The organism is Microbacterium marinilacus (genome assembly GCF_019753765.1).
Lineage (GTDB): Bacteria > Actinomycetota > Actinomycetes > Actinomycetales > Microbacteriaceae > Microbacterium > Microbacterium marinilacus.
On record NZ_JAIJZW010000004.1, the window covers coordinates 32,462 to 58,885 of the forward strand.

Consider the following 26,424-nt stretch of genomic DNA (forward strand, 5'->3'; position numbering starts at 1 on the left):
GGGAACGCTCCGCTTCGGAGCACCCGGTGGGGGCTCTGCGGCGTCCGGCGACGTCGAGCCCCACGGCACGGGTCACGGCTGTGGCGGGAAGGTGATGCGCATCAGCCGGCTGTCGACCCAGTCCTCGAGACGGGTGGGGCGGATCCTGCCTGGGTCATGGGGCTGGTTGAGGTCCGCGACGATCGTCGCCAGGACCGCCTGACGTTCAGCGGGGTCGGTGACCGACGTGGCCCGCGCCGGGAGGTCCGCGCGGATCCCGTTCTTGAGGTGGAACGTGAACCGCGGGTCGGCGAGGAGGTTCGCGTGCCAGCCTGTGCCCGATCCGCCGGCGCCGCTGCACAGGTAGGTCTCGCCGCCGGCGCGGTAGAAGAAGATCTCGATGCGCCGCGCCCGCCCGGTGCGTCGTCCTCGTGTGGTGATGTCGACGATCCGCTCTGCAGTGCCCGCGGCGGGCGTGATCTCTATCGCTCGGCGCACGCGATCAGGCAGGTGCGACAGAACGGTCCCGCGCTCGGGTCCGTTCGCACGATCCCCCTGCAGGACGCTCACGCCGCGTCCTCGTCGAGAGCCGGACCGAGGCTGAGCCCGCCGTCGATCACATACTCCGAGCCCGTGCCGAAGGACGCATCCGACGACGCGAGGAACAGGACCAGCCGGGTGACCTCGTCGGGCCGCCCGAGCCGGGGAACGGCGAACGGCGCGGGCGAGTAGAACTCGGCGATCGCCGCGGTGGCGCCCTCCGCGGGGTCGCGAACGAAGTCGGTGTCGATCACGCCGGGGTGGATGGTGTTCACCCGGACCCCGTCGCGGCCCAGCTCGAGCGCCGCGGTCTGGGTCAGGCCCCGCACCGCCCACTTGCTGGCGACGTACGGCGCGTAGAGCGCCGTGCCGCCGAGCGCCATGGTCGAGGCGATGTTGACGATCGCTCCCCCGCCCGCCCTGCGCAGCGCCGGGGCGACGGTCTTGATGCCGAGGAAGGTGCCGCTGACGTTGACGTCGAGGATGCGCGACCACGTGGCATGGTCGGTGTTCTCGATCAGCGCCGGCGGGTTCTGCACGCCCGCGTTGTTGACGAGCACGTCGAGGGTTCCGAACTCCTCCTCCGCGGAGCGCACCGCCGTGGACCAGGAGCTCTCGTCCCGGACGTCGAGCCGCGCGAACCGGACACGATCGCCGAGCTGGTCGACGAGGACCGCGCCGCGTGCGGCGTCGGTGCCCCCGATCACGACGTTCGCGCCCTCCGCATGGAACGCACGGACGTGGCTCGCGCCCTGGCCGCGGGTGCCGCCGGTCACGAGCACGGTGCGATCGACGAAGCGATTCATCTGTGGCCCCTCCCTGGAATCGCGAATGCCGGAGCCCCCCGGGATGGAGCGCCGGTGGTGAGCCAATCGACTCACCACCTAGACGGTAGATCGACCAAGGTGGTGAGTCAAGTCACTCACCTCGTATGCTCCTCCCATGAGCAACGTCGTGTCGCCGTACCACCAGCGCGTCGCCCGAGAGAAGCGCGCGCTGATCGTGGGGGCCGCGACGGCGCTGTTCCTGGAGCTCGGTTATGACCGGACGTCGCTGGCACGCATCGCCGAGCGCTCGGGCGTGTCCCGGGCCACGCTGTTCAAGCAGTTCCCCAGCAAGGCCGCGCTGTTCGACGCCATCGTCACCGAGTCCTGGGCGACTGCCGACGACTCGGAGTCGCCTCCCACCGGCGACGTCGTCCACGGTCTCGCCGGGATCGGGCGGCGTTACGCAGAACTGCTGCGTCGCCCGCAGATGACCGATCTCTTCCGGATCGTCATCGCCGAGCTGCCCCGCTTCCCCGAGCTGGCCGACGCGCAGTTCGCACAGGGGAAGATGCCGTACTTCGACTCGGTGCGCAACTACCTGGCGGCCGAGGACGCCGCGGGAACGGTGCGGATCGAGGACATCGACCTCGCAGCCACCCAGTTCCTCGGGATGATCTCGAACTACGTCTTCTGGCCGGCCCTCCTCGTCCCCGGCTGGGAGGTCACCGCGGAGCGCGTCGCGCAGGTGGTGGACGAGGCCGTCCGCACCATCGCCGCGCGATACGCCACGACGCAGTCCGCCGCCAGCTCGGCCGACTGATCGACGTCGCCGGACGACGGATGCCGTAGCGTCACTGCATGAGCGGAAGCGAGTGGGGCGCGGAGATCTGGGGCGCCGTCGTCCTGAGCGGCGTGCTGGCGCTGGGCTTCCCGTTCCTCGTCTGGTGGAAGCTGGCGCGGCCGGAACTCCTCGAGGAGCGCTATCTCTACGCGAGACCCGGGAGCACGACCGTCGGCTGCACCGCGATCATCGTCGTGCTCGCCGTCACCGGCGCCGGGGCCGCGCTCGGCGCCGTCGTCCATCCCTTCCTCTGGGCTTCGGTCGCACTCGTCCTCAGCGGGATAGCGGCGACCGCTCTCTATCTCGTGCTCTACGTCCGCCTCGTCCGAAGGATCCGGCGTGAGCACGCATCCCGCCTCTGACGACACCGAGCGAGCCGGCCACGATAGGAACGTGGACCCGCTTCTTGATGCCGAGCTGCGCGCGTTGCGCGCCCGGGCATACGGACCGACCGCAGACATCCACGATGATCCCATCGCCGTCGCCCGGTTGCGTCAGCTGGAGGACCGGGTCGCGGGTCGCGCGCTGGGCGCGGACAGCGAAACGGCAGCGGCCGCAGGCGACCTCGGTGGGCCGGTGGCCATCCCCGCGCCAACCACGCCCGTGTCCCCGACAGCACGGGCCTCCCCGCCACGCGCGCGACGAGACTGGGGACATCGACGCCTTGCCGCCGCCTGGGTCATGTCGCTCGCGCTGACCGTCGCGGTCACAGCGTGGGCCGTAGGCCTGCTGGCGCGAGACGACGGCGGTCGGGTCGAGGCGGTTCTCGCCGAGATCCCGGACTTCACGCTTCCCGACTCGGTCGCCATGCCCGGCCAGGTGCGAGGCTTCGAGGAGTTCCACGGACTGCAGCCGCTGTCGTCGCGCGCGGCGTGGAACGGCGAGCCGGAGACCGCCTGTCTCGTCGTGGTAGCGAGCGATTTCCTGGGCGCCGAGAGATCGGTCAACGAACGGGGGATGATCTTCGTGGGGGGCGAAGATACCCGTGGGTGCGAGGCGGGACGGTTTCCCGCCAGTCTGCAGCGCGTGGTGACCGAGGACATGCCCGACTCGCTCCTCCAGCGCTTCCCCGTCGGCACGGCCCTGAGGTTCGTCCTGGACGGCGACGAGATCGTCGTCCTCAGTGATCGGTAGCCGACCGCTGCGCGCCCCGACGCGATGTCGGATCCGGGCTTGACCTTGATCCCGCATCAACCCCGCACCCTGGTCACGGAGCTCCTCGCAGAGGGCGGGATCGGCTCCCGAACCAGGAGGTAAACGGTGCCCGGTAACAGTCAGAGAGCCGTCGACGACACCCCCCAAGTCACGGAGCCGCGCTCGTGACGACGCGGGTAGACGCGCCTCCGGCAATCCGCGTGCGGGGGCTCGAGAAGGCCTACGGCAAGCTCGCGGTGCTGCGGGGCGTCGACTTCGAGGTCGCCCGGGGAGCCATCTTCGCGCTGCTGGGCTCGAACGGCGCAGGCAAGACCACGGTCGTGCGGATCCTGTCGACCCTGCTGAAGGCCGACGCGGGGTCGGCGAGCGTGAACGGGCTCGACGTGGCGACGCAAGCCGGTCGGGTGCGCGAGTCGATCAGCCTCACCGGCCAGTTCGCAGCGGTGGACGAGATCCTCACCGGGCGGGAGAACCTCGTGCTCGTCGCCGAGCTCCGCCATCTGAAGTCGCCCGGCGCGATCGCCGACGAGCTCCTCGAACGGTTCGCCCTCGGCGACGCAGGCGCGCGGCGCGTCGTCGAGTACTCAGGCGGCATGCGCCGGCGACTCGACATCGCCATGAGCCTGATCGGGGACCCGCCGGTGATCTTCCTCGACGAGCCGACGACCGGCCTGGACCCGGAGCGGCGCATCGAGGTATGGCGTGCCGTCAAGGAGCTCGCGGACGGCGGGACGACCGTGCTGCTGACCACGCAGTACCTCGATGAGGCCGAAGAGCTGGCCGACCGGATCGCGATCCTCCACCGCGGACGGATCATCGTCGACGGCACCCTCGACGAGCTGAAGCGGCTGCTGCCGCCGACGCGGGTGGAGTACGTGAGGCGCCAGCCGTCCCTCGAGGACGTCTTCCTCGTGCTCACCGGCGATGCCGAGCCGCAGGACACCACCGCCACCACGACCGACGTCACCGAACCCGGAAAGGCGTGACGAGCACCATGGCCGCACATCTTCTCGCCGACACCGCCACGCTGACAAGGCGGTCGCTCACGCACATCACCCGCAGCCCGGACACGATCATCACGACAGCCGTGATGCCGATCGCGATCATGTTGCTGTTCGTCTATGTCCTCGGCGGCGCCATCGACACCGAGGCGTCCGGAAGCTACATCGATTACATGCTGCCGGGGGTGCTGCTCGTCACCGTCGCGATGGGCATCTCCTACACCTCATACCGGCTCTTCGCCGATCTCCGGGGCGGCATCTTCGACAGGTTCCACTCCATGCCGATCGCGCGGACGGCGGTGCTGTGGGCTCACGTCCTGACGTCGCTGGTAGCCAACATCGTCTCGGTGATCGTCGTGGTGCTCGTCGCGCTGCTGATGGGCTTCCGGACGAGCGCCGGGCCCCTCGGCTGGCTCGCCGTCGCGGGCATCCTGACCCTCTTCGTCCTCGCGCTGACCTGGGTCGCGGTGATCGCCGGCCTCTCCGCCAGCTCAATGGAGGGAGCGACGGTCTTCTCCTACCCGCTGATCTTCCTGCCGTTCCTCAGCTCGGCCTTCGTGCCCACCGGGTCGATGCCCGTCGGGCCGGTACGGTGGTTCGCGGAGCACCAGCCGGCGACCTCGATCGTGAACGCCGTCCGCGACCTGTTCGCCGGGCGCCCCGTCGACGACGACATCTGGATCGCCCTCGCGTGGTGCGTGGGCATCCTGGCGGTCGCCTACGCCACCGCGATGATCGTCTACCGGCGCAAGGTCGCCTGAGGCAGGGTGGGGTCATGCTCACCATCGGCCGGCTCGCTGCCTATGCGGGGGTGACGATCGCGACTGTGCGGCACTACCACCGGGTCGGCCTGTTGCCCGAGCCGGAGCGCGACCGCTCGGGGTATCGCTCCTATGACGCGGCCGCCGTCGTCCGGCTGATCCGCATCCACGTGCTGGCGAGCGCCGGCGTGCCGCTGCACCGCGTGGAGGGCCTGCTGGATGCCGACGCGGCTTCCTTCTCGGAGCAGGTCCGGACCATCGATGCCCGGCTGCGCGCCGAGGTCCGGCGATTGCAGGACACCCGCAGGCGCCTGGCAGAGCTCGCCTCGGGCGAGCAGCTGGCACTCCCGGCGAGCGTCGTGGGATACCTCGACCGCCTGCGCGAGCTGGGGGTGGATGAGCCCTACCTCTCGCGGGAGCGAGACGCATGGATCGTCGTGGCCGCCCAGATTCCCGAGCAGATCGACGCGGTCATCGCGCGCAAGCACGAGGACCTGCGCGACCCCGATGTGGCGCTGCTCTACCGCCTCGTCAACGGAGCGCTCGACTGGGCCGACGACGACCCCCGAGTGGCGGAGGTCGCCGACGTCCTCGACCGCATCGCGACGCGGGCCGCGAGCGAGGGCGATCTCGGTCGCGGCGGGCTCGACGACCAGCTGGCTGCGCTGCTCGACGCCGCAGCGGCCAACGCCTCGCCCGCTGCCGCGCGGCTGTTCCTGCTGCTCGAGCAGCGGGGCTGGAGGGGCCTCACGCGCACCGAGCGCATTCGTTCAACGCGCCGCGGAGCGGCTTCTCCGGCTCCTGCCGCACGGTCGGTGTCAGCGGAGTCTGCACGAGCACGGGGAGCGCCAGCTCGTGGTCACGGACGAGAGGCCACCGGCGATCTGGCCGCCGGGCGATGACAGGTGGAACGAGGCGACGGCCGGCGACACGCCCACGGATGACGAAAGAGATGACCGCACGCGGACGCACCGAGCCGCACCGCGGCCGGCAGCACCGCCGGATGCGCTACAGCTTCTCCGACTCCTGGTCCAGCACCGCCACCAGGACCGGACCGGCCACGTAGGGGGCGAGGGATGCGGAGAACAGCCCGGTGAGGTGGTGGTCGTCGAAGTACACCATCACCCCGCCGATCATCGAATGGCACTTCTCGGCATCGCAGAAGTAGTCCGTCAGGTCGACCGCGGTGACGCCGGGGTACACCTTGGCCGCCTCCCACATGGCGTTCGACAGCGTCAGGCGGTCTCGGGGGATCGCGCAGGGGTCGTACTCGTCTCGGTGCTCCTCGATGCACGTCGGCGTCTGGGTCGGCCGGGTCCCGGGCACGTCGTTCACGACGATCACCGCGATCCCCGCGTCGAGGAACGTCTGCCAGCTCTCGCGCGACTGCTCGACGGAGATCTCGTCGCTGTCCTCACCCGCTCCGAACACGTAGCTCTGGAAGATGACCGCGTCGAGATCCGGGTCGGACAGCATGCTGTCGTAGGCGTTCTTCGTCCACTCGACGCACGAGCTGCTCGGCACGCCGTTCACGCGCTCGGTCGCCTGGCCCGTGCACTTCTGCCGGAAGTAGCCCTGCACCTCCCAGCCCTGCTCCTCGCCATAACGGTGAAGGCCCGTCGCCAGCGCGACGGCATGCGAGTTCCCGACGACCGCCACCCGGATGTCACCGCTCTCGGCACCGCGCCGACAGTCGATCACCTCGGTCTGCGGGCTGACGCCGAGGCAGTCGGCGCCGAGGAGCCCCCGGTCGCCCTTGCCGACGGCGGTGTCGTACCCGTCCGGCACGGCGAAGGGGTCGTCGCAGTCGTTCGCCGGGTCCATCGCCGCCGCGCCCTGGCACGCGGCGTCCCGCGCGGCTGCGGCGTAGACCGCCTCCTGCTGCTGGCGGAGCACGACCAGGTTCATCCCGGAGAGCGCCAGCACCCCGACCATGCCGGTGGCGGCGAAGGCGAACGTGCGGCGCCACCGGGCCGCGAAGAACGAGCCGCGGCGGAACGGGTCTTCGACGGCGACCTTGGTCAGCCAGGCGAGCGCCACGCTGACCGCGAGGATCAACGCGCCGCCCTTGATGCCGGCCTCCGCGCCGCGAAGCAGCGGGTACACGACGACGATCGGCCAGTGCCACAGGTAGAGGCTGTACGACACATCGCCCACCCACTGGATGGGGGCGAGACGCGCCAGCGAGGTCGGCGACCCGAGACCGCGGGGCGCGTCGGCCCAGATGACGGCCGCGGTGCCCAGCACGGGCAGCAGCGCGGTGTAGCCCGGGAAGGGGGTCGCGTCGGTGTAGGCGAAGGCGGCGCCGGCGATGGCCGCGACGCCCGCCCAGGCGACGAGCATCCGCGCCCGCGCCGAGAGGACCATCGGGAGGAAGGCGAGCAGGCCGCCCGCGGCGAACTCCCACGCGCGGGTGGGCGTGACGAAGTACGCCATCGCCGGGCTCACCGCGGTCGCGACGATCGAGTACACGAGCGACAGCACGAAGACCGACGCCAGCGCGACGCCGATCCACTTGCGTGCCTTCGTGAAGAACAGCACCCCGACGATGATCAGCGGCCAGACGATGTAGAACTGCTCCTCGACGGACAGCGACCAGAAGTGCTGGACGATGGACGGCACGTTCGCGTCCGCTGCGAGATAGTCGACGCTGTTCGTCGCCAGCACCCAGTTCTGGACGTAGAACGCGCTGGCGATGATCTCGGTGAACGTCTGCTCCCACACCGACCTCGGCACCCACAGGATGACCATCACGACGGTCGCCGCGAGCACGGCGAACGCGGCCGGCAGGAGCCGGCGGATGCGACGCGCCCAGAAGTGCAGCACAGAGACCGTGCCCGTGCGCTCCGCCTCGCGCAGGAGATGCGCGGTGATCAGGAAACCGGAGATGACGAAGAACACGTCCACGCCGATGTATCCGCCGGGGATCGCCGTCGGCCAGATGTGGTACGCGACGACAAGGAGAACCGCGAGCGCCCTGAGTCCCTGGATGTCTGAGCGCTTGTTCACCGCGTGATGCTAGCAAGGCGCGAACGCGAGCCCGACGGACTGCGCCAGCGAGCGGGCCTACCTGGCCCACTCGCTGGCGCAGTGCCGTGTTCAGCCGTAGAACAGGCGGTCGAACACGCGGCGGGCACGACGGGCGGTGCCGAGCCAGTCGTCCTCGAGCCGCGAGGCGCTGTGCGGCGGATACTCGAGGATGCGCGCGATGCCGTCGAGCAGCCGACGGTCGGTCGGCAGCACGTCGCTGGTCTGGCCGGACAGCAGCGTGTTGGCCGAACGCAGGCGGGCGGCGAGCAGCCAGGCCTCCCGCAGCCGCGCCGCGTCCTCCGCGCCGATCAGCCCCGCTGCGACGGCGGCGTGCAGCGCGTCGAGGGTCGACGTCGTGCGCAGCTCCGGCACCGCGTGGGCATGCTGCAGCTGCAGCAGCTGCACGAGCCACTCGACATCGCTCAGCCCGCCGGGACCCAGCTTGAGGTGCCGGGGCGGATCCACCCGCTGCGGCAGCCTCTCGGTCTCGACCCGTGCCTTGATCCGCTTGATCTCCCGCAGCGCCTGCTCCTCGGGCCGGGCCGGATAGCGCACGTCGTCCGCGAGCGTCGTGAACGCCTCGATGAGCTTCGTCGACCCGGCGACGCCGCGGGCGCGCAGCAGCGCCTGCGCCTCCCAGGAGACCGACCACCTCCTGTAGTACTCGGCGTAGGCGTCCAGCGACCGCACGATCGGCCCCTTCCTGCCCTCCGGCCGCAGATCGGCGTCGAGGTCGAGCGGCAGGCGGAAGTCCTCGGACACGCGGCGCACCTCCGCGACGATCCGCAGTGCGAGAGACTCCGCTCGCTCCGGCGGGACCTGCTCGGCGCGGTAGACGTAGAGGACGTCCGCATCCGACCCGAAGCCGAGCTCTCCGCCGCCCAGACGCCCCATGCCGATGATCGCGAAGTCGAGCGACGCGTCCTCATCGGCCACCAGCGCTCGACGCACGGCGCGCAGGGTCGCTTGCAGCGTGACCTCCGTGATCGTCGTGAGCGCCGCGCTGAGCTGGTCGATCGTGGTCACACCGAGCACCGCGCCCATCGCCGCGCGCAACGTCTCGCGGCGGCGGAGCGCGCGAACCGAGCGCATGGCGTCCTCGACGGTCTCGTGCCGGGTCTGGATCGCGCGCGCCTCGTCGTCCAGCGCAGCCCCGGTGCGGGGGCGCAGCTGCTTGTCGGCGTCCAGCCAGGCGACCGACTCGGGGATCCACTCCATGAGCTCCCCGACGTACCGGGACGCCGACAGCAGGCGCGTGAGCCGTTCCGCGGCGCCGGACGAGTCGCGCAGCATCCGCAGGAACCACGGCGTCTCGCCCAGCCGCTCGCTGATGCGGCGGAAGGCCACGAGGCCGTAGTCCGGATCGGCCCCGTCGGCGAACATCCGCAGCATCACCGGCATCAGATGGCGCTGGATCGTCGCCTTGCGGCTCAGCCCGCTCGTCACCGCCGCGATATGGCGGAGGGCACCCGCCGGGTCGCGGAATCCGATCGCCGCGAGCCGGTCGCGGGCCTGCTCCTGGGTGAGCGATCCCTCGTCCTGCGGCAGGCTCGCCACGGCGGCCAGCAGCGGGCGGTAGAACAGGCGCACATGGATCTCGCGGACCTCGCGCCTGATGCCCTCCCAGACCTGCTGCACGCCGCCCGCGGAGTCCGCCAGGCCCGACGCGCGGGCGAGAGCACGAAGCCCGGCCTCCGTGCGCGGCATCAGATGTGTGCGCTGCAGGCCGGCCAGCTGCAGCCGGTGCTCGAGGAGGCGCAGCGTGCGGTAGTCACGATCGAACACCGCCGCCTCCGCACGGCCGATGTAGCCGGACTCGACGAGCGCCCCGATGGCGGGGATCGTCCCGCGCTGGCGCACCGCGTCATCCGTGCGGCCGTGCACGAGCTGCAGCAGCTGCACCGCGAACTCGATGTCGCGGATGCCGCCGGGGCCGAGCTTGACCTGGTACGGCACGTCGTCGGCCGGGATGTGCTCCATCACCCGCTCGCGCATGCGCTGAACGCTGTCGACGAAGTCCTCGCGCGCTGCGCTCGCCCACACCTTGGGCTGCATCGCCTCGACGTAGGCGGCACCCAGCTGCCGATCCCCCGCCAGGGGCCGCGCCTTGAGGAGGGCCTGGAACTCCCAGCTCTTCGCCCACCGGTCGTAGTAGGCGACGTGCGACTCGAGCGTGCGGACGAGCGCACCCTGCTTGCCTTCGGGGCGCAGGTTCGGATCCACCTCCCAGAGCGGCGGCTCGGCCTCGATGCCGTCGATGCCGCGCATGGTCTGAACCGCGAGGCGCGTCGTGATCTCGACCGCGCGAGCCTCCGGCAGGTCGGCGCCCTCCGCCGGCTCGCCGACGAAGATCACGTCGACGTCGCTGACGTAGTTGAGCTCGCGCGCGCCGGCCTTGCCCATGCCGATGATCGCCAGGCGCGCCTGCTCGACCTCGTGGCGCGGGAAGCCGCCGGCTCCCCCTGCGCCTCCGCTCACCTTCGTGCGTGCGACGGCGAGAGAGGCATCGAGCGCGGCGCCCGCGAGGTCGGCCAGCGCCGCGGCCACGTCGTGCACCACCCCGACGGGCTCGGGGTGCATCAGGTCGTACGCGGCGATCCTGGCGAGCTGCTCGCGATAGGCCACGCGCAGCGCGACCCAGGTCTCGTCGTCGCCCGATGCGGCGAAGCCCCCGTCGTCCGCCCCCACCGCCGTCGCCAACGCCGCACCGAGCTCCTCCGCGGTCGGCAGCCGACGGCCGACCCCCGGCAGCTGGGCGAGCGTGTCCGGCCGGCGCAGGTAGAAGTCCGCGAAGCCGTGCGAGGCGCCCAGCAGCCGCCAGGAGACCTGGCGTCCGCGCGCGTCGGCGAGGGCGTCGCGCACCGGTTCCGCTCGCCGCCGGGCGATCCGGACGAGCCCCGCCAGCGCCTCGTCGGGGTCCGCGGCGCGGCCGGCGTCGGCCAGCAGCACGTCGCGGTCGATACCGACGAGCGCGCCGAGCTCCCGGAGGTGGTCCTCGGCCTCGTCGAAGTGCGCGAAGCCGAGACGCGCCAGGTCCGTCAGCGACGACGAGCGGTCACGGGTGCTCATCCGAGCCGATCAGATGATGTCGAGGCTGTGCTTGAGCTCGAACTGGGTGACCTGGGATCGGTACTGCTCGAACTCGCGCCGCTTGTTGCTGAGCACATAGCGGAACACCTGCTCGCCGAGGGTCTCCGCGACGAGCTCGCTCTCCTCCATGTGCTCGATCGCGTCGTCGAGGCTCGACGGGAGCGGCTTGTACCCCAGGGCACGGCGCTCGGATGCGCTGAGCGCCCAGACGTTGTCCTCCGCCTCGGCGGGCAGCTCGTATTCCTCCTCGATGCCCTTCAGGCCCGCGGCGAGCATCAGCGCGTACGCGAGGTAGGGGTTGGCGGCGGAGTCGATGCCGCGATGCTCGATGCGCGCCGACTGGCTCTTGCCCGGCTTGTACATCGGCACCCGCACCAGCGCCGATCGGTTGTTGTGCCCCCAGGTGATGTAGCTGGGCGCCTCGTCGCCGCCCCACAGCCGCTTGTACGAGTTGACGAACTGGTTCGTCACGGCCGCGATCTCGTTCGCGTGCCGCAGCAGGCCTGCGATGAACCGCCGACCCGTCCGCGAGAGCTGGTACTCGGCACCCTCCTCGTAGAACGCGTTCGTGTCACCCTCGAACAGCGACATGTGGGTGTGCATGCCGCTTCCGGGCTCGCCGTAGAGCGGCTTCGGCATGAACGTCGCATGCACGCCCTGCTCGATGGCGACCTCCTTGACCACGGAGCGGAAGGTCATGATGTTGTCCGCCATCGTGAGGCCGTCCGCGTAGCGCAGGTCGATCTCGTTCTGCCCGGGTCCGCCCTCGTGGTGGCTGAACTCCACGGAGATGCCGAGGTCCTCCAGCATCCGGACAGACCGGCGGCGGAAGTCGTGAGCGGTGCCGCCCGGGACGTTGTCGAAGTAGCCGGCACGGTCGACGGGCTCGTAGCCGTCCGGTCCGGGCGTGGCGGACTTCAGCAGGTAGAACTCGACCTCGGGGTGCGTGTAGAACGTGAAGCCCGCGTCGGCCGCCTTCGCCAGTGTGCGCTTCAGCACGTTGCGCGGGTCGGCCACCGCCGGCTGCCCGTCCGGGGTCGTCAGGTCGCAGAACATCCGCGCCGTCGGGTCGACCTCGCCGCGCCACGGCAGGATCTGGAACGTGGTGGGGTCCGGATGGGCCAGCAGGTCGGACTCGTAGGTGCGCGTGAGGCCCTCGATCGCCGAGCCGTCGAAGCCGATGCCCTCGCTGAACGCGCCCTCGACCTCCGCCGGCGCGATCGCGACCGATTTGAGGGTGCCGACGACGTCCGTGAACCAGAGCCGCACGAACTTGACGCCGCGCTCCTCGATCGTGCGCAGCACGAAGTCCCTCTGCTTGTCCATCAAGGCTCCTTTGCAGGCCCGTCCCTCGGAGGGGCGACGCTGTTCCGCAGGCGAAGTTCGCGGGCGATCCCGCTCGATCAGCCTACGGCACCGGGCGCCCCGGACCGGGTCGGCGGCGCCCCGGCGCTCGGCTCAGGGAGTGCCGGCGCCCCAGCCCTTCTCGCGCTCCTCGTCCTCGGCCCAGGCCTTCGACCGAGCCTTCAGGACCTCGGGCGCGCGAGCCGCCTCCTCGGCGGTCTCGAACGGTCCGACGCGGTCGATGGCGGGCGACTCCGGCCCATGCTCGACCTCGCCGGTGCGCGCGTTGTACCAGTAGCTCTTCTCGATCTCGTCCGGCGTCTCGGAGTTGCTCATGGCCCAATCCTAGGCACCGGCGGCGGCGCTGCCGAGGGCTTGCGGACGACGCGGGCCCGTCAGCGGAACATGGCCTCCACGCGCGCGGCGTCGCCTCCTGAGCGCCGGCGGCCACCCCGCCCGCCCGCCGGCGGGCGACGCCTGCCGGCGAGGTGCAACAGCCCGACCGCGGCGAGACCCGCCGCGGCGCCCCACAGCAGCACCAGCTGGATCGCCGAGCCGACGACCAGCCCCGGTGTGAGCCCGTCGCGCAGCTCCACGTCTCCGACGAGCACGCCCGCCTGATCGATGCCGAGCGACGACACCGTGGTGCCGTCGGGCGCGATGACCTGGCTCGTGCCCACCGTCGACAGGTTGACCACGCTGCGTCCGGTCTCGATCGCACGCATGCGTGCGAACGCGAGCTGCTGCAGGTTCTCGTCCGTGCCGCGGAAGTCCGCGTTGTTGGTCTGGAACATGTAGACCTGCGCGCCGTCCCGCGCCCCCTCCCGGATCACGTCGTCGTAGATCACGTCGAAGCAGATCGCGAGCCCCACGAGGGTGCCGCCGACATCGACCAGCGGCGCGTCCGTGCCCGGCGTGTACTCGCGCCCGATCAGGCCGATGAGGTCGGGCACGATCCGTTCGAAGAAGGCGCGGTCGGGCACGTACTCCCCGAAGGGCACGGGGTGCCGCTTCGCGTGCGTCTGCAGCCCGCCCGCGGCCGCCACGCCGTCGGCCGTCCAGAGCATCGAGGTGTTGTAGACCAGGTCGCCCGCGGCGGACGCGGCGTTCATCAGGATCGGCGCGCCGTAGGCACGCGCCGCCAGCTCGAGGCGCGCGGCCGTCCCCGCGTCCTGCAGCGGGTCGTACTCCACCCCGCCCTCGGGCCAGAGCACCACGTCCACCTGCTCGTCGCGCAACGGCTCCGATGCGTCGAGCTGCGCCTGGATGACGGATCCGGGCTCCCGCTCGTCGAAGTACGCGGTCGGGCCGTCGCCCTGCACCGCGCCGACGCGGATGGTGCCCGCCGAGGCGGTCTGCCACTGCGGCACCGCCACCAGCAGCACCGCGAGCGCCGCGGCCGGCAGCAGCGACGTCAGCCGAGGACGGCCCACCCGGAACACCTCGATCGCGGCCGCGCAGAACGCCACGATGAGAAACGTCAGGCCGCTCACGCCGACCCACGACACGATAGACGCGAGCGGGCTCTCCGACTGGCTCATCCCGATCCGCCCCCAGGGGAAGCCGCCGTAGGGCCAATTGCCCATCACGAGCTCTCGGGCCGTCCACACGGCCGCCACCAGTGCGGGAAGAAGAAGCAGTCGCCCCCACCGTCCGGCGGGGAACCAGCGGTAGGCGAGGGTCAGCAGGATCGCCCCGGCTCCGGTGAAGAACGCCTCGACGCTCGCGAGCGCGATCCAGGGCACCCACGAGAACGGCATGTCGCCGAGGAACTCGGCGGCCCAGTCGACGTGCGGGAACCAGAAGGCCGCCCCGAACGCGAGCCCCACCAGCAGCGAAGACCAGACCGTCCGCCCGATGAGCGACACGAGCGACAGGGTGACGGCGACGGGTGCGAGCGCCCAGATGCCCAGCGACGGGAACGAGGCGTCCAGCGCCAGCCCTCCGGCCGCGGCGGCGAGCACGGCCGCCCACAACGGCAGGAGGGGACGGACGCCCGGCACTCGACGACGGCGGGGCCGACGGCGCGACGGCCCGCTCATACGGAGCTGTACGCGACGATGCCGCGACGCACGGCGTCCAGGGCGCGGCGCGCCGTGCGGGCGAGCTCGCCGTCCGCGACGATCGAGAGCTGATCGAGCAGGTCGATCGTCTGCTTCGCCCAGCGCACGAAGTCCCCGGCCGCCATGTCCGCCTCCGTCAGCACGCGATCGAGGAGACCGCCGCGGGCCCAGAGGTGCATCGCCGCCGCCAGCCCCGTCGCCACCGGCTCCGTCCCGGGCAGGCGGTTGTCCTGCTCGAGGTCGTCCAGCCGCGCCCAGAGGTCCTCGGTCTCGCTCAACGCGATCCGGAACGCTCCGCGCGGGAGGTCCCGGGGATCGGTCCCCCGGTCGTCGCGCCCGCGCGGCTCGTAGACGAGGCAGCAGGCGAGAGAGGCGAGGGACGCGGCGTCGAGGTTCTTCCAGATGCCCGTCCGCAGCGCCTCGGCCACGAGCAGGTCGCGATCGCCGTAGATGCGACGCATCCGGCGCCCCGCCTCCGTGAGCGATGCCTCGTCGCCGTCCAGACGGACGTAGTCGAGGGCGGTGAGCACGTCGAGGATGCGGTCGAAGACTCGGGCGACGGTGCCGGTGCGGTTCTCGATCTGCCGCCGCGTCTTGTCGGTCTGCCGACGCAGCTTCCAGTACCGCTCCGCCCAGCGGGCGTGCTGCTCGCGGTCGGGACAGCGATGACACGGGTGTCGCTGCATCCGCCGGCGCAGGCCGCCGATCTCTCGCTGACGCTTGTCGCGCGTGCCGCGGGAAGCGCTCTGGTCGCGTCGGTTGAGCTTCTCGAGATCGCTCAGGTCGCGGCGGATCGCCGAGTACTCGGCGAAATCGCCGTGCTCGCACGTCATGGACGTGGCGTATCCCGCCAGAGACGCCTCGGCCTCCTTCACCTGTCGCGCGAGACCCACGACGGCACGGTCGGCCTGGAACTGGGCGAACGACGACTCGAGCACCTCTCGCGCCCGCGGCCGGCCGAACTGGTCGATGAGGTTCACGGCCATGTTGTACGTGGGCCGGAAGCTCGAGTTCAGTGGATACGTGCGGCGGGAGGCGAGCGCGGCGACCGCCTGCGGGTCCATGCTCTCGGTCCACTGCACGACGGCGTGGCCCTCGACGTCGATGCCGCGGCGCCCGGCGCGACCGGTCAGCTGGGTGTACTCCCCCGAGGTGATCCCGACGCGCGCCTCTCCGTTGAACTTCTCGAGCTTCTCGAGCACCACGGTGCGCGCCGGCATGTTGATCCCGAGCGCCAGCGTCTCGGTCGCGAACACGACCTTCACGAGCTTGCGGCGGAAGAGCTCCTCGACGACCTCCTTGAACGCCGGCAGCAGGCCCGCGTGGTGCGAGGCGATGCCGCGCTCGAGGTTCTCGGTCCACTCCCAGTAGCCGAGGGCGGCGAGGTCCTCGTCCGGCAGCGCGCGGGTGCGGGAGGCCACCACCGCGCGGATCTCGTCCCGCTCATCAGCCGTCGTGAGCTGCAGGCCCGAGCGACGCACCTGCTGCACGGCCGCGTCGCAGCCGACACGGCTGAAGATGAAGAAGATCGCGGGGAGGAGGTTGGCGCGGTCGAGCAGGTGCACCACCTCGGGACGGTCGACCCGCTCGGATCGGCGTGGCGGCGCCGGCCGGTGGTGTCCGCCGCGGCGCTTGCCGCCGCGACGCGTGTCGGAGAACGAGCTTCCCGCGGCGAACGCCTGGCCGCCGCGCATCCTCAGCAGCTCGCGGTTGACCTGCGCGCCTGCGGCATCGCCGCCGCGCGGCGGGGCGCCGTCGAACAGGGGCAGCAGGTCGCCCCGCACCAGCACGTGCTGCTCGAGGGGCACGGGACGCGTCTCGGAGACGATCACGTCGGTGCCGCCGCGCACGGTGTCGAGCCAGTCGCCGAACTCCTCCGCGTTCGACACCGTGGCGCTGAGCGACACCAGCCTGACATCGGCGGGGAGGTGGATGATGACCTCTTCCCACACCGCGCCGCGGAAGCGGTCGGCCAGGTAGTGGACCTCGTCCATGACGACGTATCGCAGGCCGCGGAGCGCCGGGGAGTCGCCGTACAGCATGTTGCGCAGCACCTCGGTCGTCATGACCAGCACGCGCGCATCGCCGTTGATGTTCGTGTCGCCGGTGAGCAGGCCCACCTCGTCCTCGCCGTAGACCTCCTGCAGCTCGCGGAACTTCTGGTTCGACAGCGCTTTCATGGGCGTCGTGTAGAACGCCTTCTGACCCGGCGTCTGCATCGCCAGGTGCACCGCGAACTCGCCGACGATGGTCTTGCCCGCGCCGGTGGGCGCCGCCACCAGCACGCTGCGCCCGCGCTCGAGCGCACGGCACGCCTCCACCTGGAAGGGGTCGAGGCGGAACCTCTGCGACTCGGCGAAGTCGTGCGTGCGGGGGTGGGCCCGGTTCTCGCGCGCCGCCTCATACCGGTCGGCTGCCGACACCTCGCTCACGCGGCCTCCTCCGCCATCATGGCCTTCTCGCGCCGGCGCTTCCGCCAGTCGAACAGCAGGGCCACGCCGACGGCCGCGAAGTACAGGACGATGAGGATGCCCGCGAGCAGCAGCATCGAGGTGATGTCGGCGGCCGGTGTCGTGACGGCGGCGAAGAGGGTCGCGACGAGGATCGCGATGCGCCATCCCTTCAGGATGTCGCGCCCGGAGAGCACGCCCGCGAGGTTGAGCGCGACGAGGAAGACCGGCAGCACGAAGGCGATGCCCAGCACGAGCAGCAGCTTGAAGACGAAGTCGTAGTAGTAGTCGTACTTGTAGAACAGCGCACCCTGCTCAGGCACGAAGGCGGCCATCACCTCGATGACGTGCGGCATGATCAGCCAGCCGACCACGCAGCCGCCGAAGAACAGCGGCACGGCGGCCAGCATGAAGCCGACCGTGTATCGCACCTCGCGGCGCGTGAGGCCGGGCATCACATAGGCCCAGATCTGCCAGAGCCAGACTGGCGCGGAGATCAGCAGGCCGATCGCGAACGAGATCCTCATCCGGAGGTCGAAGCCCGCGGTGATGGAGTCGAAGTTCAGCAGGGCGCTGCCGTCTCCTCCGCGGAGCTTGTCCACGATCCGGATGGGCTCGGTGACGAGCTCGATGATCGGATCGGTCACGATGAACGCGACGATCATGCCGACCACGAGCGCCGCCGCCGCGATCATCAGCCGTCGCCGGAGCTCCACGAGATGTCCGGCGAGGGACATCCGCCTGTCACGGTACGGCTGATCGTCCTTCGAGACGGGGAGCTCGGACGACATCGAGTCCGATGTCACGGAGGTCTACGGCTGGGAGGGCTTGTGCGGCTCGTCGGTGCCGGGGAGACGATCCACCGGTTCGCCGCTCGCCGCCTGTCCCGGGGCCGGCTGCTCGGTCGTCGCCGTGCTGCCGGGGCTCGCGGGCTCGTCCTCCGCCTTGAGCTGCTTCATCTCGCCCCGGAAGACGCGCGCCGACTGACCCAGGCTCTTCGCGAGCGCGGGGAGGCGGGCCGCGCCGAACAGCAGCAGGATGACGGCGAGGATGATGAGCAGCTGCCAGCCATTGGGCATGTGCATGAGGTTCTCCGTCGTTCGGGGTGGAAAGCACGGTCAGTCTAACCGCCGAACCCTGGGCCGGCCTGTGCCCCGCCGGGCGCGCCCGTCAGTCCGTCTCGTACAGCGCGAGGGCCTCCGAAGCCCACTCCGCGGCCGCGCGTCGAGCCGATGCCGGCTCCAGGATCTCGACCCGTCCCGCGCGCCGGGCGGCGAGCCGCTTGAGCGAACGGGCGTCGGACACCCGGAGTCGCGCGGTGGTCGTCCCGTCCTCGTCGACGGTCTCCGCGCCGGCGAGATAGTCGCCCACCAGCGGCCCGAGCTCGGTCGCGAAGCGCACGACCGCCACCTCGTCGTTCTCACCGGGCTCGAACAGGTCGGGCACGGGCTCATGGCCGTGGGCGATGGGGATGTCGGTCAGCTGCGGCTCGCTCACGCGCTCCAGCAGGAAGTTGCGCATCGCTCGCCGGAGGTGACACCAGCCTTGCAGGTACCACTGTCCCTCCGTGACGATCAGCTTGACCGGGTCGACCGTTCGCGTCGTCGCGCCGGCGTCGGGGCGCCGATAGGTGAACGACAGCGCCACCTGCTCGCGGAGGGCGCGCGACACCAGCGTGCGGACCTCGTCGACCGGCTCAGGGGTGACGACGACCTCGGCAGGGGTCGCCGACGCCCCGTGTGACAGCTTGGCGAGCAGGCCCGTCAGGACCTCGCTGCCCGCGACTCCCGGGAGGGAGCTCGCCAGGCGAAGCCCGGCGAGCAGGGCCGCCGCCTCCCGCGCGGTCAGCCGGGGCGCGCGCTCGAGACCCACCGCCTGCGTGATCTCGATGACGTCCTGCTGCTCGAGCAGGTCCCAGTTGATGTCGAACAGGTCGTCCGGCATCTGCACGTAGTCGCCGTGTCCCGGTCGACCTATCACCGTGAGCTTCTCGACGATCTGACGCATCTGGTCGGGTGACACGTCGAAGTCGCGCGCGGCCTCGGCGACGGGCACCTCGCCGCGCTCGATCAGGTAGGGGACGAGGGTCAGCAGGATGCCGACGCGGTCGGCCGCCAGCAGGCGGGTCATGCGGATCCTCCCCCGGTGGGCGTCGCGTGCGCGTCGCGGGCGGCGCGCAGACGACCGACCACCGCCTCCCTCAGCGTCTGCGGCTCGACGACCCGCACCTCGGGCCCGTACGACGCGAGCTCGTCGGCGAAGATGTGCGCGTCGACGTACGGCACGCGGATGCCCTGCGCGGCCGCCTCCCCGCGACGCGTCAGACGCAAGGCGGCCTCGCTGCCGGGCGTGACCTCGAGCAGCGCGCGGTTGCGGGCGGCGACGTCCCGCAGCCCCTGCATGGCGCGCTGACCCGCGCCGTCGCGCAGCGCCGGGTCGAACCGCGCTCCCGTGGGGCGGACGGATCCGACGATGCGTGTCAGCAGGAACATGCGCTCGCCGTCGGCATCGATGTCGTGGGCCGAGACGTGCCAGCGCCCCTCGTAGTCCACGAGCGCCAGCGGCCTGACGGTGCGACGCCGGGGCCGCTCCTCGCCGGGCTTCAGATAGTCGAACGCCACGACGCGGCACGCCTCGATCGCGTCGCGCAGTGGAGTGAAGGAGGGCTCGCGGACGATCAGCCGCGGGGCGAACCCGATGATGGGCTCGTCGACCTCGATGCCGAGCGCTCGGATCTTGCGCAGCCCCGTGCGGGCGTCCTTCGACAGCGACCCCTCGCTCCACACCGAGCCGGCCAGGGCGAGGATCGCGAGCTCGGCGGGCGTGAACTCGATGTCGGCGGGCAGGTCGTATTCCGTCTTCGGGATGCGATAGCGCGCCTCGCGCAGGTCGTTCGGGTCGGCATGGTCGCCGAGCGTCTCGATCGGGACGCCCAGGTCGCGCAGGTCGTCCTTGTCGCGCTCGAACATCTTCTCGAGCGCGTCCGAGCTGCCGCCCTGCCGCTCGCGATAGCCGGAGACGGTCTCCAGGATCTGCTGCTTGGTCAGGCCGATCTCCGTGGCCATGAGGGCCACGATCAGGTTCAGCTGGCGCTCTTCCGCCGGGATCCGCAAGGCCACCAGACCATCCTACGGTCGTGGGGGCCCGTCCGCCCCGTCGTCTCCCGGCTGCAGGAGCTACTGGGTCTGCAGCGTGTCCGCGGGAGCGGTGCCGAGCACGTCGATCACGAACACGAGCGTCGATCCGGCCGGGATCGACCCCTGGGCCTGATCGCCGTAGCCCTGGTCCGGCGGGATCACGACCATGATCTGGGAGCCGACGGTCTGGTCCTCGAGCGCGGCGGCGAAGCCCGGCACGACGTTCGCGGGCACGAACGTCGCGGGCGACCCGCTCTCCCAGGTGGAGTCGAACACCTCGCGCTCGTCCCACGTCACGCCGGTGTACTGCACCACGACGGCCTCGTCGTCGCCGACGACGGGCCCGTCCCCCTTGATCAGGGTCTGCACCACCAGCTCGTCCGGAGCCGTCGCGTCGGGGACGATGACGCCGGGCACGCCGTCCGGCGTGCGCACCACGGTCGGCAGGCCGAGGCCGTCGTTGAACTCCACCTGTCCGGAGGCCGCGCGCGGCAGCACCTTGCGGACGTCGATCACGGCGACGAGCGATCCCTCGTCGGGGAAACCCGCCTGCGCGTAGTACTCGCGCGCCTCGGGCGCGACACCGTCCTGCGAGAGCGCGACGGCGATGCGCGAACCCTCGGTGGCGCACATCAGGGCGTCCTCGAACGCGGGGAACTGCTCCACCATGCCGGAGAACGGGCTGACGGCCGACACGTCGCCGCTGTAAGCGGTGCCCAGCAGAGCCGCGCCGGTCTCGCCGTCGAACAGCGTGATGTCGAGCACCCCGGGCTGACGCACGTCGGTGATCGCCGGGCCGTCGCCGGTCACGACATCGGCGTACGCGTCCTCAGCCGCCGCGAAGGGGGTGAACACGTGCACGTCCGGCGCATCGTCCAGCGCACCCGAGACCTCGATCAGATCCATCGTCTCGGGGTCGCTGTCAGCCACCCGATCGCACGTGGCGTCCGCGCTGCCCGCGGGCGCGCAGCCCACCAGCGCAGCGCCCACGAGGGCGACGAGAGACAGGACGGCCGCAGTTCTCCGCATGCCGTTCAGTCTATGCGTCCTCGTCCGCTGTCCCCGACGCCGTCGGCTCGACGGCGCGGTCCGAGGCGATGCGCGCGCCGTCCGCCGCCCGCTGCGCCTCACGGACGCGCTTGCGCAGGTTCTTGTCGGTGATCTCCCGATCCCCGACGGCCCCGGGCGTCCAGAGCTCGACGTCCTCGTCGGAGAAGCTCTTCTTGGAGGCGCGGCGCTTCACCTCCGGGGCCACGACGCCCGGCGCGAGGCGGCGGGCGGAGATCAGGAAGCCCGTGTGGGCGACCATGCGATGGTCGGGGCGCACGGCCAGCCCCTCGACGTGCCAGCCCCGGACCATCGTCTCGTTCGCCTCCGGGTCGGTGAACCCTCCCGTGCCGCGGATGTACTCCGCCACGCGCGAGAGCTGCGTCGCAGTGGCGACGTAGCAGATCACGACGCCGCCCGGAGTGAGCGCGTCGGCCACCGCGTCCATGACCTCCCAGGGGGCGAGCATGTCGAGCACCACCCGATCGACGGATCCCGGCTCGACGGCGATCGGCAGCGCCTCCGCGAGGTCGCCCTCCCGCACCTCCCAGCTCGACGGCGTCTCGCCGAAGAACGTCTCGACGTTGGCGCGGGCGACGTCGGCGAACTCGAGGCGGCGCTCGAACGAGATCAGCCGTCCCTCACGGCCGACCGCCCGCAGCAGTGACAGCGAGAGCGCGCCGGACCCCACGCCGGCCTCCACCACGACCGCGCCCGGGAAGATGTCCGCCTGGGCGACGATCGCCGCCGCGTCCTTCGGGTAGACGATCGCCGCCCCGCGCGGCATGGACATCACGAAGTCGCGCAGCAGCGGCCGCAACGCGAGGTACTCGTGTCCCGAGCTGTTCTCGAACACGGAGCCGTCCGGATGCCCGATGAGCTGCTCGTGCCGCAGCACGCCGTGATGCGTGTGCAGCTCGCCGCCCTCGCGCAGCGTGATCGTGTGCATGCGCGCCTTGGGCCCGGTGAGCTGGACCCGGTCGCCGTAGCGGAACGGACCCCTCGGCCGCAGCGCCGCCGTCATCGGGCGTCCCCGTGCACCGCCGCGGTCGTGTGATGCGCCACGTGCAGCGCTCCCAGATCCGCGGCGGTCCGGCCTTCCAGCGTCGGCCACAGAGCGTGCGCGCCGATGCCGTCGAGCGGCAGGATGTTCGGCACGCCCAGCGCGACCGCGCCCGAGGCGATCGCCGAGCGCAGGCCGTTGGGCGAGTCCTCGATGGCGACCGTGTGCGCGATGTCCACCCCGAGCGCCTCCGCGGCCTGGAGATAGGGATCCGGATGCGGCTTGGGCCGACGCGCGTCGTCGCCGGCGATCACGACGTCGAAGGCCTGGAACCCGATCAGCTCGACGATCGAGAGCGCCATGTGCCGGTAGGACATCGTGACGAGGCCGGTCTTCACGCCTGCGGCACGCAGATCGTGCAGCATCTCCAGGGCGCCGGGGCGGAACGGCACTCCTCGCTCCGCGCACATCGCCACGACGCGAGCGGACAGCGTCGCGATGATCTCGTCGACCGTCAGCCGCACTCCCGCGTCCTGGAGGATGCGCGCGGACGCGTCGAGGCTGAGCCCGACGAGCTGGAGAGCATCCTGATGGGTCCAGGACCCGCCGTGCTCCTCGACGAGCGGCGCCTCGGCGGCGATCCAGTACGGCTCGGTGTCCACGATCGTGCCGTCCATGTCCCACAGGACGGCACTGGGCAGGACGGCACTGGGCAGGTCGGCACTGGGCAGGTCGGCACTGGGCAGCGGGCCGCTCGCGGAGGCGGGCTGAGGGTGGGGGGAAGTCACCGGGTCACTCTATCCGCCGCCACCCCGGCGGAACCGGTGAGCAAGGCGTGCGGTTCTGCGCGCGTCCGGCGACAGCCGGCTCCCACGCGCCTATCCTGGGACGAAGTTCCGCCGGGCGGAGGCGCGGCGGACGGAGAGGAGCCGTGTGGAGAACGAGGACGGCACGATCGACGCGAAGACGCCCGAGCCCGCGACCCTGGGCCGCCGGATCATCATCGCCGCCTTCGACGGGTGGAACGATGCGGGAGAGGCGGCGACGAGCGCCGTGAACCTGCTGCTCGGCGAAGGCGATTACGAGCGCGTCGTGAGCGTCGACCCCGAGCTCTACTTCGACTACCAGTACACGCGTCCCACCGTCGAGGCGGACGCGTCCGGCCGCCGCGGCCTGCGCTGGCCCGAGGCGACCCTCCATCGCCCGACGCGGGGCGCCGCGCCCGGCGGCACGGAGTTCTGGGTGCTGACCGGGGTCGAGCCGGCGCGCGCCTGGCAGGCGTTCGCCGCCGAGTTCATCGACGTCGCCCTGCGGGAGGACGTCAGCGGCTTCGTGACGCTCGGCTCGATGATGGCGGACGTGCCGCATACCCGGCCGATCTCGATCTTCGCGGGGAGCGACAACGACGCGCTGCGCGATGCGCTCGCGCTGGAGCGCAGCAGCTACGAGGGCCCCGTCGGCGTGCTGAGCGTGCTGGGCGACGCCGCCGAGCGTGCCGGCATCCCGTCCGCCAGCCTGTGGGCGAGCGTCCCCCACTACGTCGCGGGGCACACCCCGTCCCCGAAGGCCACGCTCGCGCTCCTCGACCGGTTGGAGGAGCTCGCCGCCGCCGACCTGCCGCGCGGCACGCTGTCGGCCGAGGCCGCCACCTGGGAGGCGACGATCGACGCGGCCGCCGCCGACGACGACGAGATGCGCGAGTACATCCAGCAGCTCGAGCAGGCGCGCGACACCGTCGAGTCGCCGGAGGCGTCCGGCGACGCGATCGCCCAGGCCTTCGAGAGCTACCTGCGCCGCAGCGACGGCCGCGGCCGGGACGACCGCGGCCGCTGATCCGCCGCCCCGCGCGCCGAGCCGCCGCGCCGTACGGGGATCAGAACGCGCTCAGGACGCCCGTCGCCAGCAGGACCAGCAGCACGCCGCCGAGCGCGACGCGGTAGATCACGAAGGGCAGGAAGCTGCCGGTCTTGAGGTAGCGCATCAGGTAGGCGATGACGACCCAGCCGACGAGGAACGCCACGATCGTCGCGACCGCGGTCTCGCCCAGGCCGTACGGCCCGGTCGCCGGCTCGGTGAAGGCGTGCAGCAGCTCATAGAGGCCGCTGCCGAAGACAGCGGGCACGGCGAGCAGGAACGCGTACTCGGCGGCCGCCGTGCGGTTGTAGCCGAGCAGGCGCGCAGCGGTGGTGGTCGCGCCCGAGCGGGAGACGCCGGGGACGAGCGCCAGCGCCTGCGCGAAGCCCAGCGCGATGCCGCTCGGGTAGGTGATGTCGTCGAGATCGCGCTCGCGCCGACCGTAGCGGTCGGCGACGCCCAGGATCACGCCGAACACGATCAGCACGATCGCCACGAGCCACAGGTTGCGGAACACGTCGCGGATGACGTCCTGGAAGAGGAAGCCGAGCACGCCGATCGGCAGCGTGCCGATGATGACGAGCCATCCCATCCGCGCGTCCGGGTCGTCGCGCGGCACGCGTCCCGCCAGCGACTGCGCCCATCGCGAGATGACGCGCACGATCTTGCCCCAGAAGTACACGAGCACGGCCGCCTCGGTGCCGATCTGCGTGATGGCGGTGAACGTCGCGCCGGGATCCGTCGCCGACGGCAGGAACTCGCCGAGGATGCGGATGTGGGCGCTCGACGAGATCGGCAGGAACTCGGTGAGGCCCTGCACGAGGCCGAGGATGATCGCTTCGATGAACGGCACGAGAGTCGACTCTAGGTCACGAGCGCGGGACGTCGCGTCAGACTCCCCGCCGTCCGCTCGCCGTGCCGCCGCTCAATAGGTGCGGAGGAGGTCGGCCAGGACGCGCTGCCCGAACACCAGCGCGTCGAGCGGCACCCGTTCGTCGACCCCGTGGAACATGCCGGTGAAGTCCAGGTCGGCGGGCAGCTTGAGCGGCGCGAAGCCGTAGCCGTCGATGCCGATCGTCGACAGCGCCTTGTTGTCGGTGCCGGCGCCCAGCAGGTAGGGCAGCACCGGCACGCCGGGGTCGTGCCGCCCCAGCGCGCCCACCATCGCGTCCACCAGCGCCCCCTCGAAGGGGATCTCGAGTCCGATGTCCCGATGGAACATGCGGATCTCGATGTCGTCGCCGACGATGCGCTGCACCTCGGCGAGCACGGCGTCCTCCGCCCCCGGCAGCACCCGGATGTCGACGGTCGCGGAGGCCTCGTCCGGGATGACGTTGTGCTTGTAGCCGGCGGTCAGGCCGGTCGGGTTGGTGATGGTGCGGAAGGTGGACGCGACGAACGCCGCCGCCGGGCCGGTGCAGGCGGCGAGCGAGTCCGGGTCGGCCGCGGGGTCGACCCCCGCGATCTCGGCGATGCCGGCAAGCAGACGCTCGGTCGTCGCCGTCATCTCGACCGGCCACTCGGCGGCGCCGAGCCGAGCGACGGCGGAGGCCAGGCGCGTGACGGCGTTCTCGGGGTGCACCCGGCTGCCGTGCCCGGCACGGCCCCGCGCGACGAGGGTGACCCACATCAGGGCCTTCTCGCCCACCTGCAGCAGGTACGCGCTGCGGTCGCCGACGGGGATCGAGTACCCGCCGACCTCGCTGATCGCCTCGGTCGCGCCCGCGAACCAGTGCGGCCGGTCGCGGACGACGAGCTGGGAGCCCTCGACGCCGCCGTTCTCCTCGTCGGCGAAGAAGGCCAGCACGAGGTCGCGTTCCGGCTGCTCCCCCGCGCGCAGCAGGTCGCCGACGGCCGCGAGGATCATCGCGTCCATGTTCTTCATGTCGACCGCGCCCCGTCCCCAGAGCATGCCGTCGCGGATCTCGCCGGCGAACGGGTCCACCGACCAGTCGTCGGCCACCGCGGGCACCACGTCGAGGTGACCGTGCAGCACCAGGGCCGGCTTCCTCGGATCGCGCCCCGGGACCCGGGCGGCCACGTTGGCGCGTCGTTCCACCGGCTCGTACACCTCCGGCGTCAGGCCGAGCGACTCCAGGTGAGCGGCGACGTACTCCGCGGCCTCCCGCTCGCCGCGCGATCGTCCCCCGCCCCAGTTCGTCGTGTCGATGCGGATCAGCTCGCGGGCCATCCGCACGACCTCGGGCAGCGGCGTGTCGGCGCCGCCGGGGCGCCGATCGTCGTGAGGGGTGGCAGGCGTCGACATGGATCCACCGTATCGACATGCGTCCGACCGACGGGCACGGCCCGGGTACTCGCCCGCATCACGGGGATCGGTGCCGAAGCGCCCTTATGCAGCGCC

24 protein-coding genes are annotated in these 26,424 nt (G+C 71.4%); 7 read left to right on the forward strand and 17 right to left on the reverse strand.

Annotated features, from left to right (window positions below):
• Nucleotides 1–72: 72 nt before the first annotated feature.
• Together K5S26_RS07895 and K5S26_RS07900 are read right to left on the reverse strand one after the other, a co-directional pair.
• A complete protein-coding gene (locus K5S26_RS07895; protein WP_308122835.1) occupies nucleotides 73–549 on the reverse strand; it encodes a nitroreductase/quinone reductase family protein in 477 nt (158 codons plus the stop codon).
• Complete coding sequence (locus K5S26_RS07900) at nucleotides 546–1,325, reverse strand: SDR family NAD(P)-dependent oxidoreductase (protein WP_221857447.1); 780 nt, start codon at nucleotides 1,323–1,325, stop codon at nucleotides 546–548. Before K5S26_RS07900 ends, K5S26_RS07895 begins: the two co-directional genes overlap by 4 nt.
• A gap of 136 nt (nucleotides 1,326–1,461) precedes the next feature.
• On the opposite strand from K5S26_RS07900, the gene K5S26_RS07905 reads away from it, so the two are divergent.
• The 6 genes from K5S26_RS07905 (at nucleotide 1,462) to K5S26_RS07930 (ending at nucleotide 5,946) form a co-directional block, all read left to right on the forward strand.
• Nucleotides 1,462–2,106 (forward strand): TetR/AcrR family transcriptional regulator, encoded by a 645-nt coding sequence (locus K5S26_RS07905; RefSeq protein WP_221857448.1) that lies wholly within the window; start codon nucleotides 1,462–1,464, stop codon nucleotides 2,104–2,106.
• Between the two features lie 38 nt (nucleotides 2,107–2,144).
• Nucleotides 2,145–2,489: a hypothetical protein gene (locus tag K5S26_RS07910; RefSeq protein ID WP_221857449.1), complete on the forward strand. Its 345-nt coding sequence runs from the start codon at nucleotides 2,145–2,147 to the stop codon at nucleotides 2,487–2,489.
• Nucleotides 2,467–3,261, forward strand: a complete 795-nt coding sequence (locus tag K5S26_RS07915; protein WP_221857450.1) for a hypothetical protein — start codon at nucleotides 2,467–2,469, stop codon at nucleotides 3,259–3,261. The genes K5S26_RS07910 and K5S26_RS07915 overlap by 23 nt, the downstream gene beginning before the upstream one ends.
• Nucleotides 3,262–3,446: 185 nt before the next feature.
• On the forward strand, nucleotides 3,447–4,268 hold the full coding sequence (locus tag K5S26_RS07920; RefSeq protein ID WP_221857451.1) for an ABC transporter ATP-binding protein: 822 nt from the start codon (nucleotides 3,447–3,449) through the stop codon (nucleotides 4,266–4,268).
• 8 nt (nucleotides 4,269–4,276) lie between these two features.
• Nucleotides 4,277–5,044 carry an ABC transporter permease gene (locus K5S26_RS07925; RefSeq protein ID WP_221857452.1) on the forward strand — a complete coding sequence of 256 codons (768 nt, stop codon included), beginning with the start codon at nucleotides 4,277–4,279 and terminating at the stop codon, nucleotides 5,042–5,044.
• A 14-nt stretch (nucleotides 5,045–5,058) separates the two neighbouring features.
• Complete coding sequence (locus K5S26_RS07930; protein ID WP_221857453.1) at nucleotides 5,059–5,946, forward strand: MerR family DNA-binding transcriptional regulator; 888 nt, start codon at nucleotides 5,059–5,061, stop codon at nucleotides 5,944–5,946.
• A 106-nt stretch (nucleotides 5,947–6,052) separates the two neighbouring features.
• Here K5S26_RS07930 and K5S26_RS19155 read toward each other — a convergent pair whose 3' ends face one another.
• The 13 genes from K5S26_RS19155 to K5S26_RS07990 form a co-directional block, all read right to left on the reverse strand.
• Nucleotides 6,053–8,053 carry an acyltransferase family protein gene (locus K5S26_RS19155; RefSeq protein WP_221857454.1) on the reverse strand — a complete coding sequence of 667 codons (2,001 nt, stop codon included), beginning with the start codon at nucleotides 8,051–8,053 and terminating at the stop codon, nucleotides 6,053–6,055.
• 90 nt (nucleotides 8,054–8,143) lie between these two features.
• Nucleotides 8,144–11,143, reverse strand: coding sequence for a bifunctional [glutamine synthetase] adenylyltransferase/[glutamine synthetase]-adenylyl-L-tyrosine phosphorylase (locus K5S26_RS07940; RefSeq protein ID WP_221857455.1), 3,000 nt, complete (start codon nucleotides 11,141–11,143; stop codon nucleotides 8,144–8,146).
• 9 nt (nucleotides 11,144–11,152) lie between these two features.
• Nucleotides 11,153–12,490, reverse strand: coding sequence for a type I glutamate--ammonia ligase (glnA, locus tag K5S26_RS07945; RefSeq protein WP_221857456.1), 1,338 nt, complete (start codon nucleotides 12,488–12,490; stop codon nucleotides 11,153–11,155).
• 132 nt (nucleotides 12,491–12,622) lie between these two features.
• Nucleotides 12,623–12,844 (reverse strand): SPOR domain-containing protein, encoded by a 222-nt coding sequence (locus tag K5S26_RS07950; RefSeq protein ID WP_221857457.1) that lies wholly within the window; start codon nucleotides 12,842–12,844, stop codon nucleotides 12,623–12,625.
• 59 nt (nucleotides 12,845–12,903) lie between these two features.
• A complete protein-coding gene (gene lnt, locus K5S26_RS07955) occupies nucleotides 12,904–14,550 on the reverse strand; it encodes an apolipoprotein N-acyltransferase (protein WP_221857458.1) in 1,647 nt (548 codons plus the stop codon).
• On the reverse strand, nucleotides 14,547–16,994 hold the full coding sequence (locus K5S26_RS07960) for a DEAD/DEAH box helicase (protein WP_372454396.1): 2,448 nt from the start codon (nucleotides 16,992–16,994) through the stop codon (nucleotides 14,547–14,549). The genes lnt and K5S26_RS07960 overlap by 4 nt, the downstream gene beginning before the upstream one ends.
• 5 nt (nucleotides 16,995–16,999) lie before the next feature.
• Nucleotides 17,000–17,812, reverse strand: a complete 813-nt coding sequence (tatC, locus tag K5S26_RS18685; RefSeq protein ID WP_246603780.1) for a twin-arginine translocase subunit TatC — start codon at nucleotides 17,810–17,812, stop codon at nucleotides 17,000–17,002.
• A gap of 21 nt (nucleotides 17,813–17,833) precedes the next feature.
• Entirely contained in the window at nucleotides 17,834–18,106 is a 273-nt protein-coding gene (locus K5S26_RS07965) for a twin-arginine translocase TatA/TatE family subunit (RefSeq protein ID WP_221857460.1), read from the reverse strand.
• A gap of 85 nt (nucleotides 18,107–18,191) precedes the next feature.
• Nucleotides 18,192–19,151, reverse strand: coding sequence for a helix-turn-helix transcriptional regulator (locus K5S26_RS07970; RefSeq protein WP_221857461.1), 960 nt, complete (start codon nucleotides 19,149–19,151; stop codon nucleotides 18,192–18,194).
• A complete protein-coding gene (locus tag K5S26_RS07975) occupies nucleotides 19,148–20,140 on the reverse strand; it encodes a helix-turn-helix transcriptional regulator (protein WP_308122837.1) in 993 nt (330 codons plus the stop codon). Before K5S26_RS07975 ends, K5S26_RS07970 begins: the two co-directional genes overlap by 4 nt.
• Nucleotides 20,141–20,197: 57 nt before the next feature.
• Entirely contained in the window at nucleotides 20,198–21,187 is a 990-nt protein-coding gene (locus K5S26_RS07980; protein ID WP_221857462.1) for an FKBP-type peptidyl-prolyl cis-trans isomerase, read from the reverse strand.
• A 10-nt stretch (nucleotides 21,188–21,197) separates the two neighbouring features.
• Nucleotides 21,198–22,229 (reverse strand): tRNA (adenine-N1)-methyltransferase, encoded by a 1,032-nt coding sequence (locus K5S26_RS07985; RefSeq protein WP_221857463.1) that lies wholly within the window; start codon nucleotides 22,227–22,229, stop codon nucleotides 21,198–21,200.
• A complete protein-coding gene (locus tag K5S26_RS07990; protein WP_281427216.1) occupies nucleotides 22,226–22,924 on the reverse strand; it encodes an HAD family hydrolase in 699 nt (232 codons plus the stop codon). The genes K5S26_RS07985 and K5S26_RS07990 overlap by 4 nt, the downstream gene beginning before the upstream one ends.
• Before the next feature lie 217 nt (nucleotides 22,925–23,141).
• On the opposite strand from K5S26_RS07990, the gene K5S26_RS07995 reads away from it, so the two are divergent.
• Nucleotides 23,142–24,041 (forward strand): PAC2 family protein, encoded by a 900-nt coding sequence (locus K5S26_RS07995; RefSeq protein ID WP_308122838.1) that lies wholly within the window; start codon nucleotides 23,142–23,144, stop codon nucleotides 24,039–24,041.
• Nucleotides 24,042–24,081: 40 nt separating this feature from the next.
• Here K5S26_RS07995 and K5S26_RS08000 read toward each other — a convergent pair whose 3' ends face one another.
• Together K5S26_RS08000 and K5S26_RS08005 are read right to left on the reverse strand one after the other, a co-directional pair.
• The gene (locus tag K5S26_RS08000; RefSeq protein WP_221857464.1) at nucleotides 24,082–24,915 is read right to left on the reverse strand and encodes an undecaprenyl-diphosphate phosphatase; all 834 of its coding nucleotides are present in this window, start codon (nucleotides 24,913–24,915) and stop codon (nucleotides 24,082–24,084) included.
• Between the two features lie 72 nt (nucleotides 24,916–24,987).
• A complete protein-coding gene (locus K5S26_RS08005; protein WP_221857465.1) occupies nucleotides 24,988–26,328 on the reverse strand; it encodes a M20/M25/M40 family metallo-hydrolase in 1,341 nt (446 codons plus the stop codon).
• Nucleotides 26,329–26,424: the final 96 nt, after the last annotated feature.

Coding starts and splice junctions, on each gene's coding strand:
- K5S26_RS07940 (WP_221857455.1), bottom strand. CDS start 11,143: ATGAGCACCCGTGACCGCTCGTCGTCGCTGACGGACCTGGCGCGTCTC.
- K5S26_RS07965 (WP_221857460.1), bottom strand. CDS start 18,106: ATGCACATGCCCAATGGCTGGCAGCTGCTCATCATCCTCGCCGTCATC.
- K5S26_RS07985 (WP_221857463.1), bottom strand. CDS start 22,229: ATGACGGCGGCGCTGCGGCCGAGGGGTCCGTTCCGCTACGGCGACCGG.
- lnt (WP_221857458.1), bottom strand. CDS start 14,550: ATGAGCGGGCCGTCGCGCCGTCGGCCCCGCCGTCGTCGAGTGCCGGGC.
- glnA (WP_221857456.1), bottom strand. CDS start 12,490: ATGGACAAGCAGAGGGACTTCGTGCTGCGCACGATCGAGGAGCGCGGC.
- K5S26_RS07950 (WP_221857457.1), bottom strand. CDS start 12,844: ATGAGCAACTCCGAGACGCCGGACGAGATCGAGAAGAGCTACTGGTAC.
- K5S26_RS07905 (WP_221857448.1), top strand. CDS start 1,462: ATGAGCAACGTCGTGTCGCCGTACCACCAGCGCGTCGCCCGAGAGAAG.
- K5S26_RS08005 (WP_221857465.1), bottom strand. CDS start 26,328: ATGTCGACGCCTGCCACCCCTCACGACGATCGGCGCCCCGGCGGCGCC.
- K5S26_RS07930 (WP_221857453.1), top strand. CDS start 5,059: ATGCTCACCATCGGCCGGCTCGCTGCCTATGCGGGGGTGACGATCGCG.
- tatC (WP_246603780.1), bottom strand. CDS start 17,812: ATGTCGTCCGAGCTCCCCGTCTCGAAGGACGATCAGCCGTACCGTGAC.
- K5S26_RS07970 (WP_221857461.1), bottom strand. CDS start 19,151: ATGACCCGCCTGCTGGCGGCCGACCGCGTCGGCATCCTGCTGACCCTC.
- K5S26_RS07925 (WP_221857452.1), top strand. CDS start 4,277: ATGGCCGCACATCTTCTCGCCGACACCGCCACGCTGACAAGGCGGTCG.
- K5S26_RS07900 (WP_221857447.1), bottom strand. CDS start 1,325: ATGAATCGCTTCGTCGATCGCACCGTGCTCGTGACCGGCGGCACCCGC.
- K5S26_RS07980 (WP_221857462.1), bottom strand. CDS start 21,187: ATGCGGAGAACTGCGGCCGTCCTGTCTCTCGTCGCCCTCGTGGGCGCT.
- K5S26_RS07910 (WP_221857449.1), top strand. CDS start 2,145: ATGAGCGGAAGCGAGTGGGGCGCGGAGATCTGGGGCGCCGTCGTCCTG.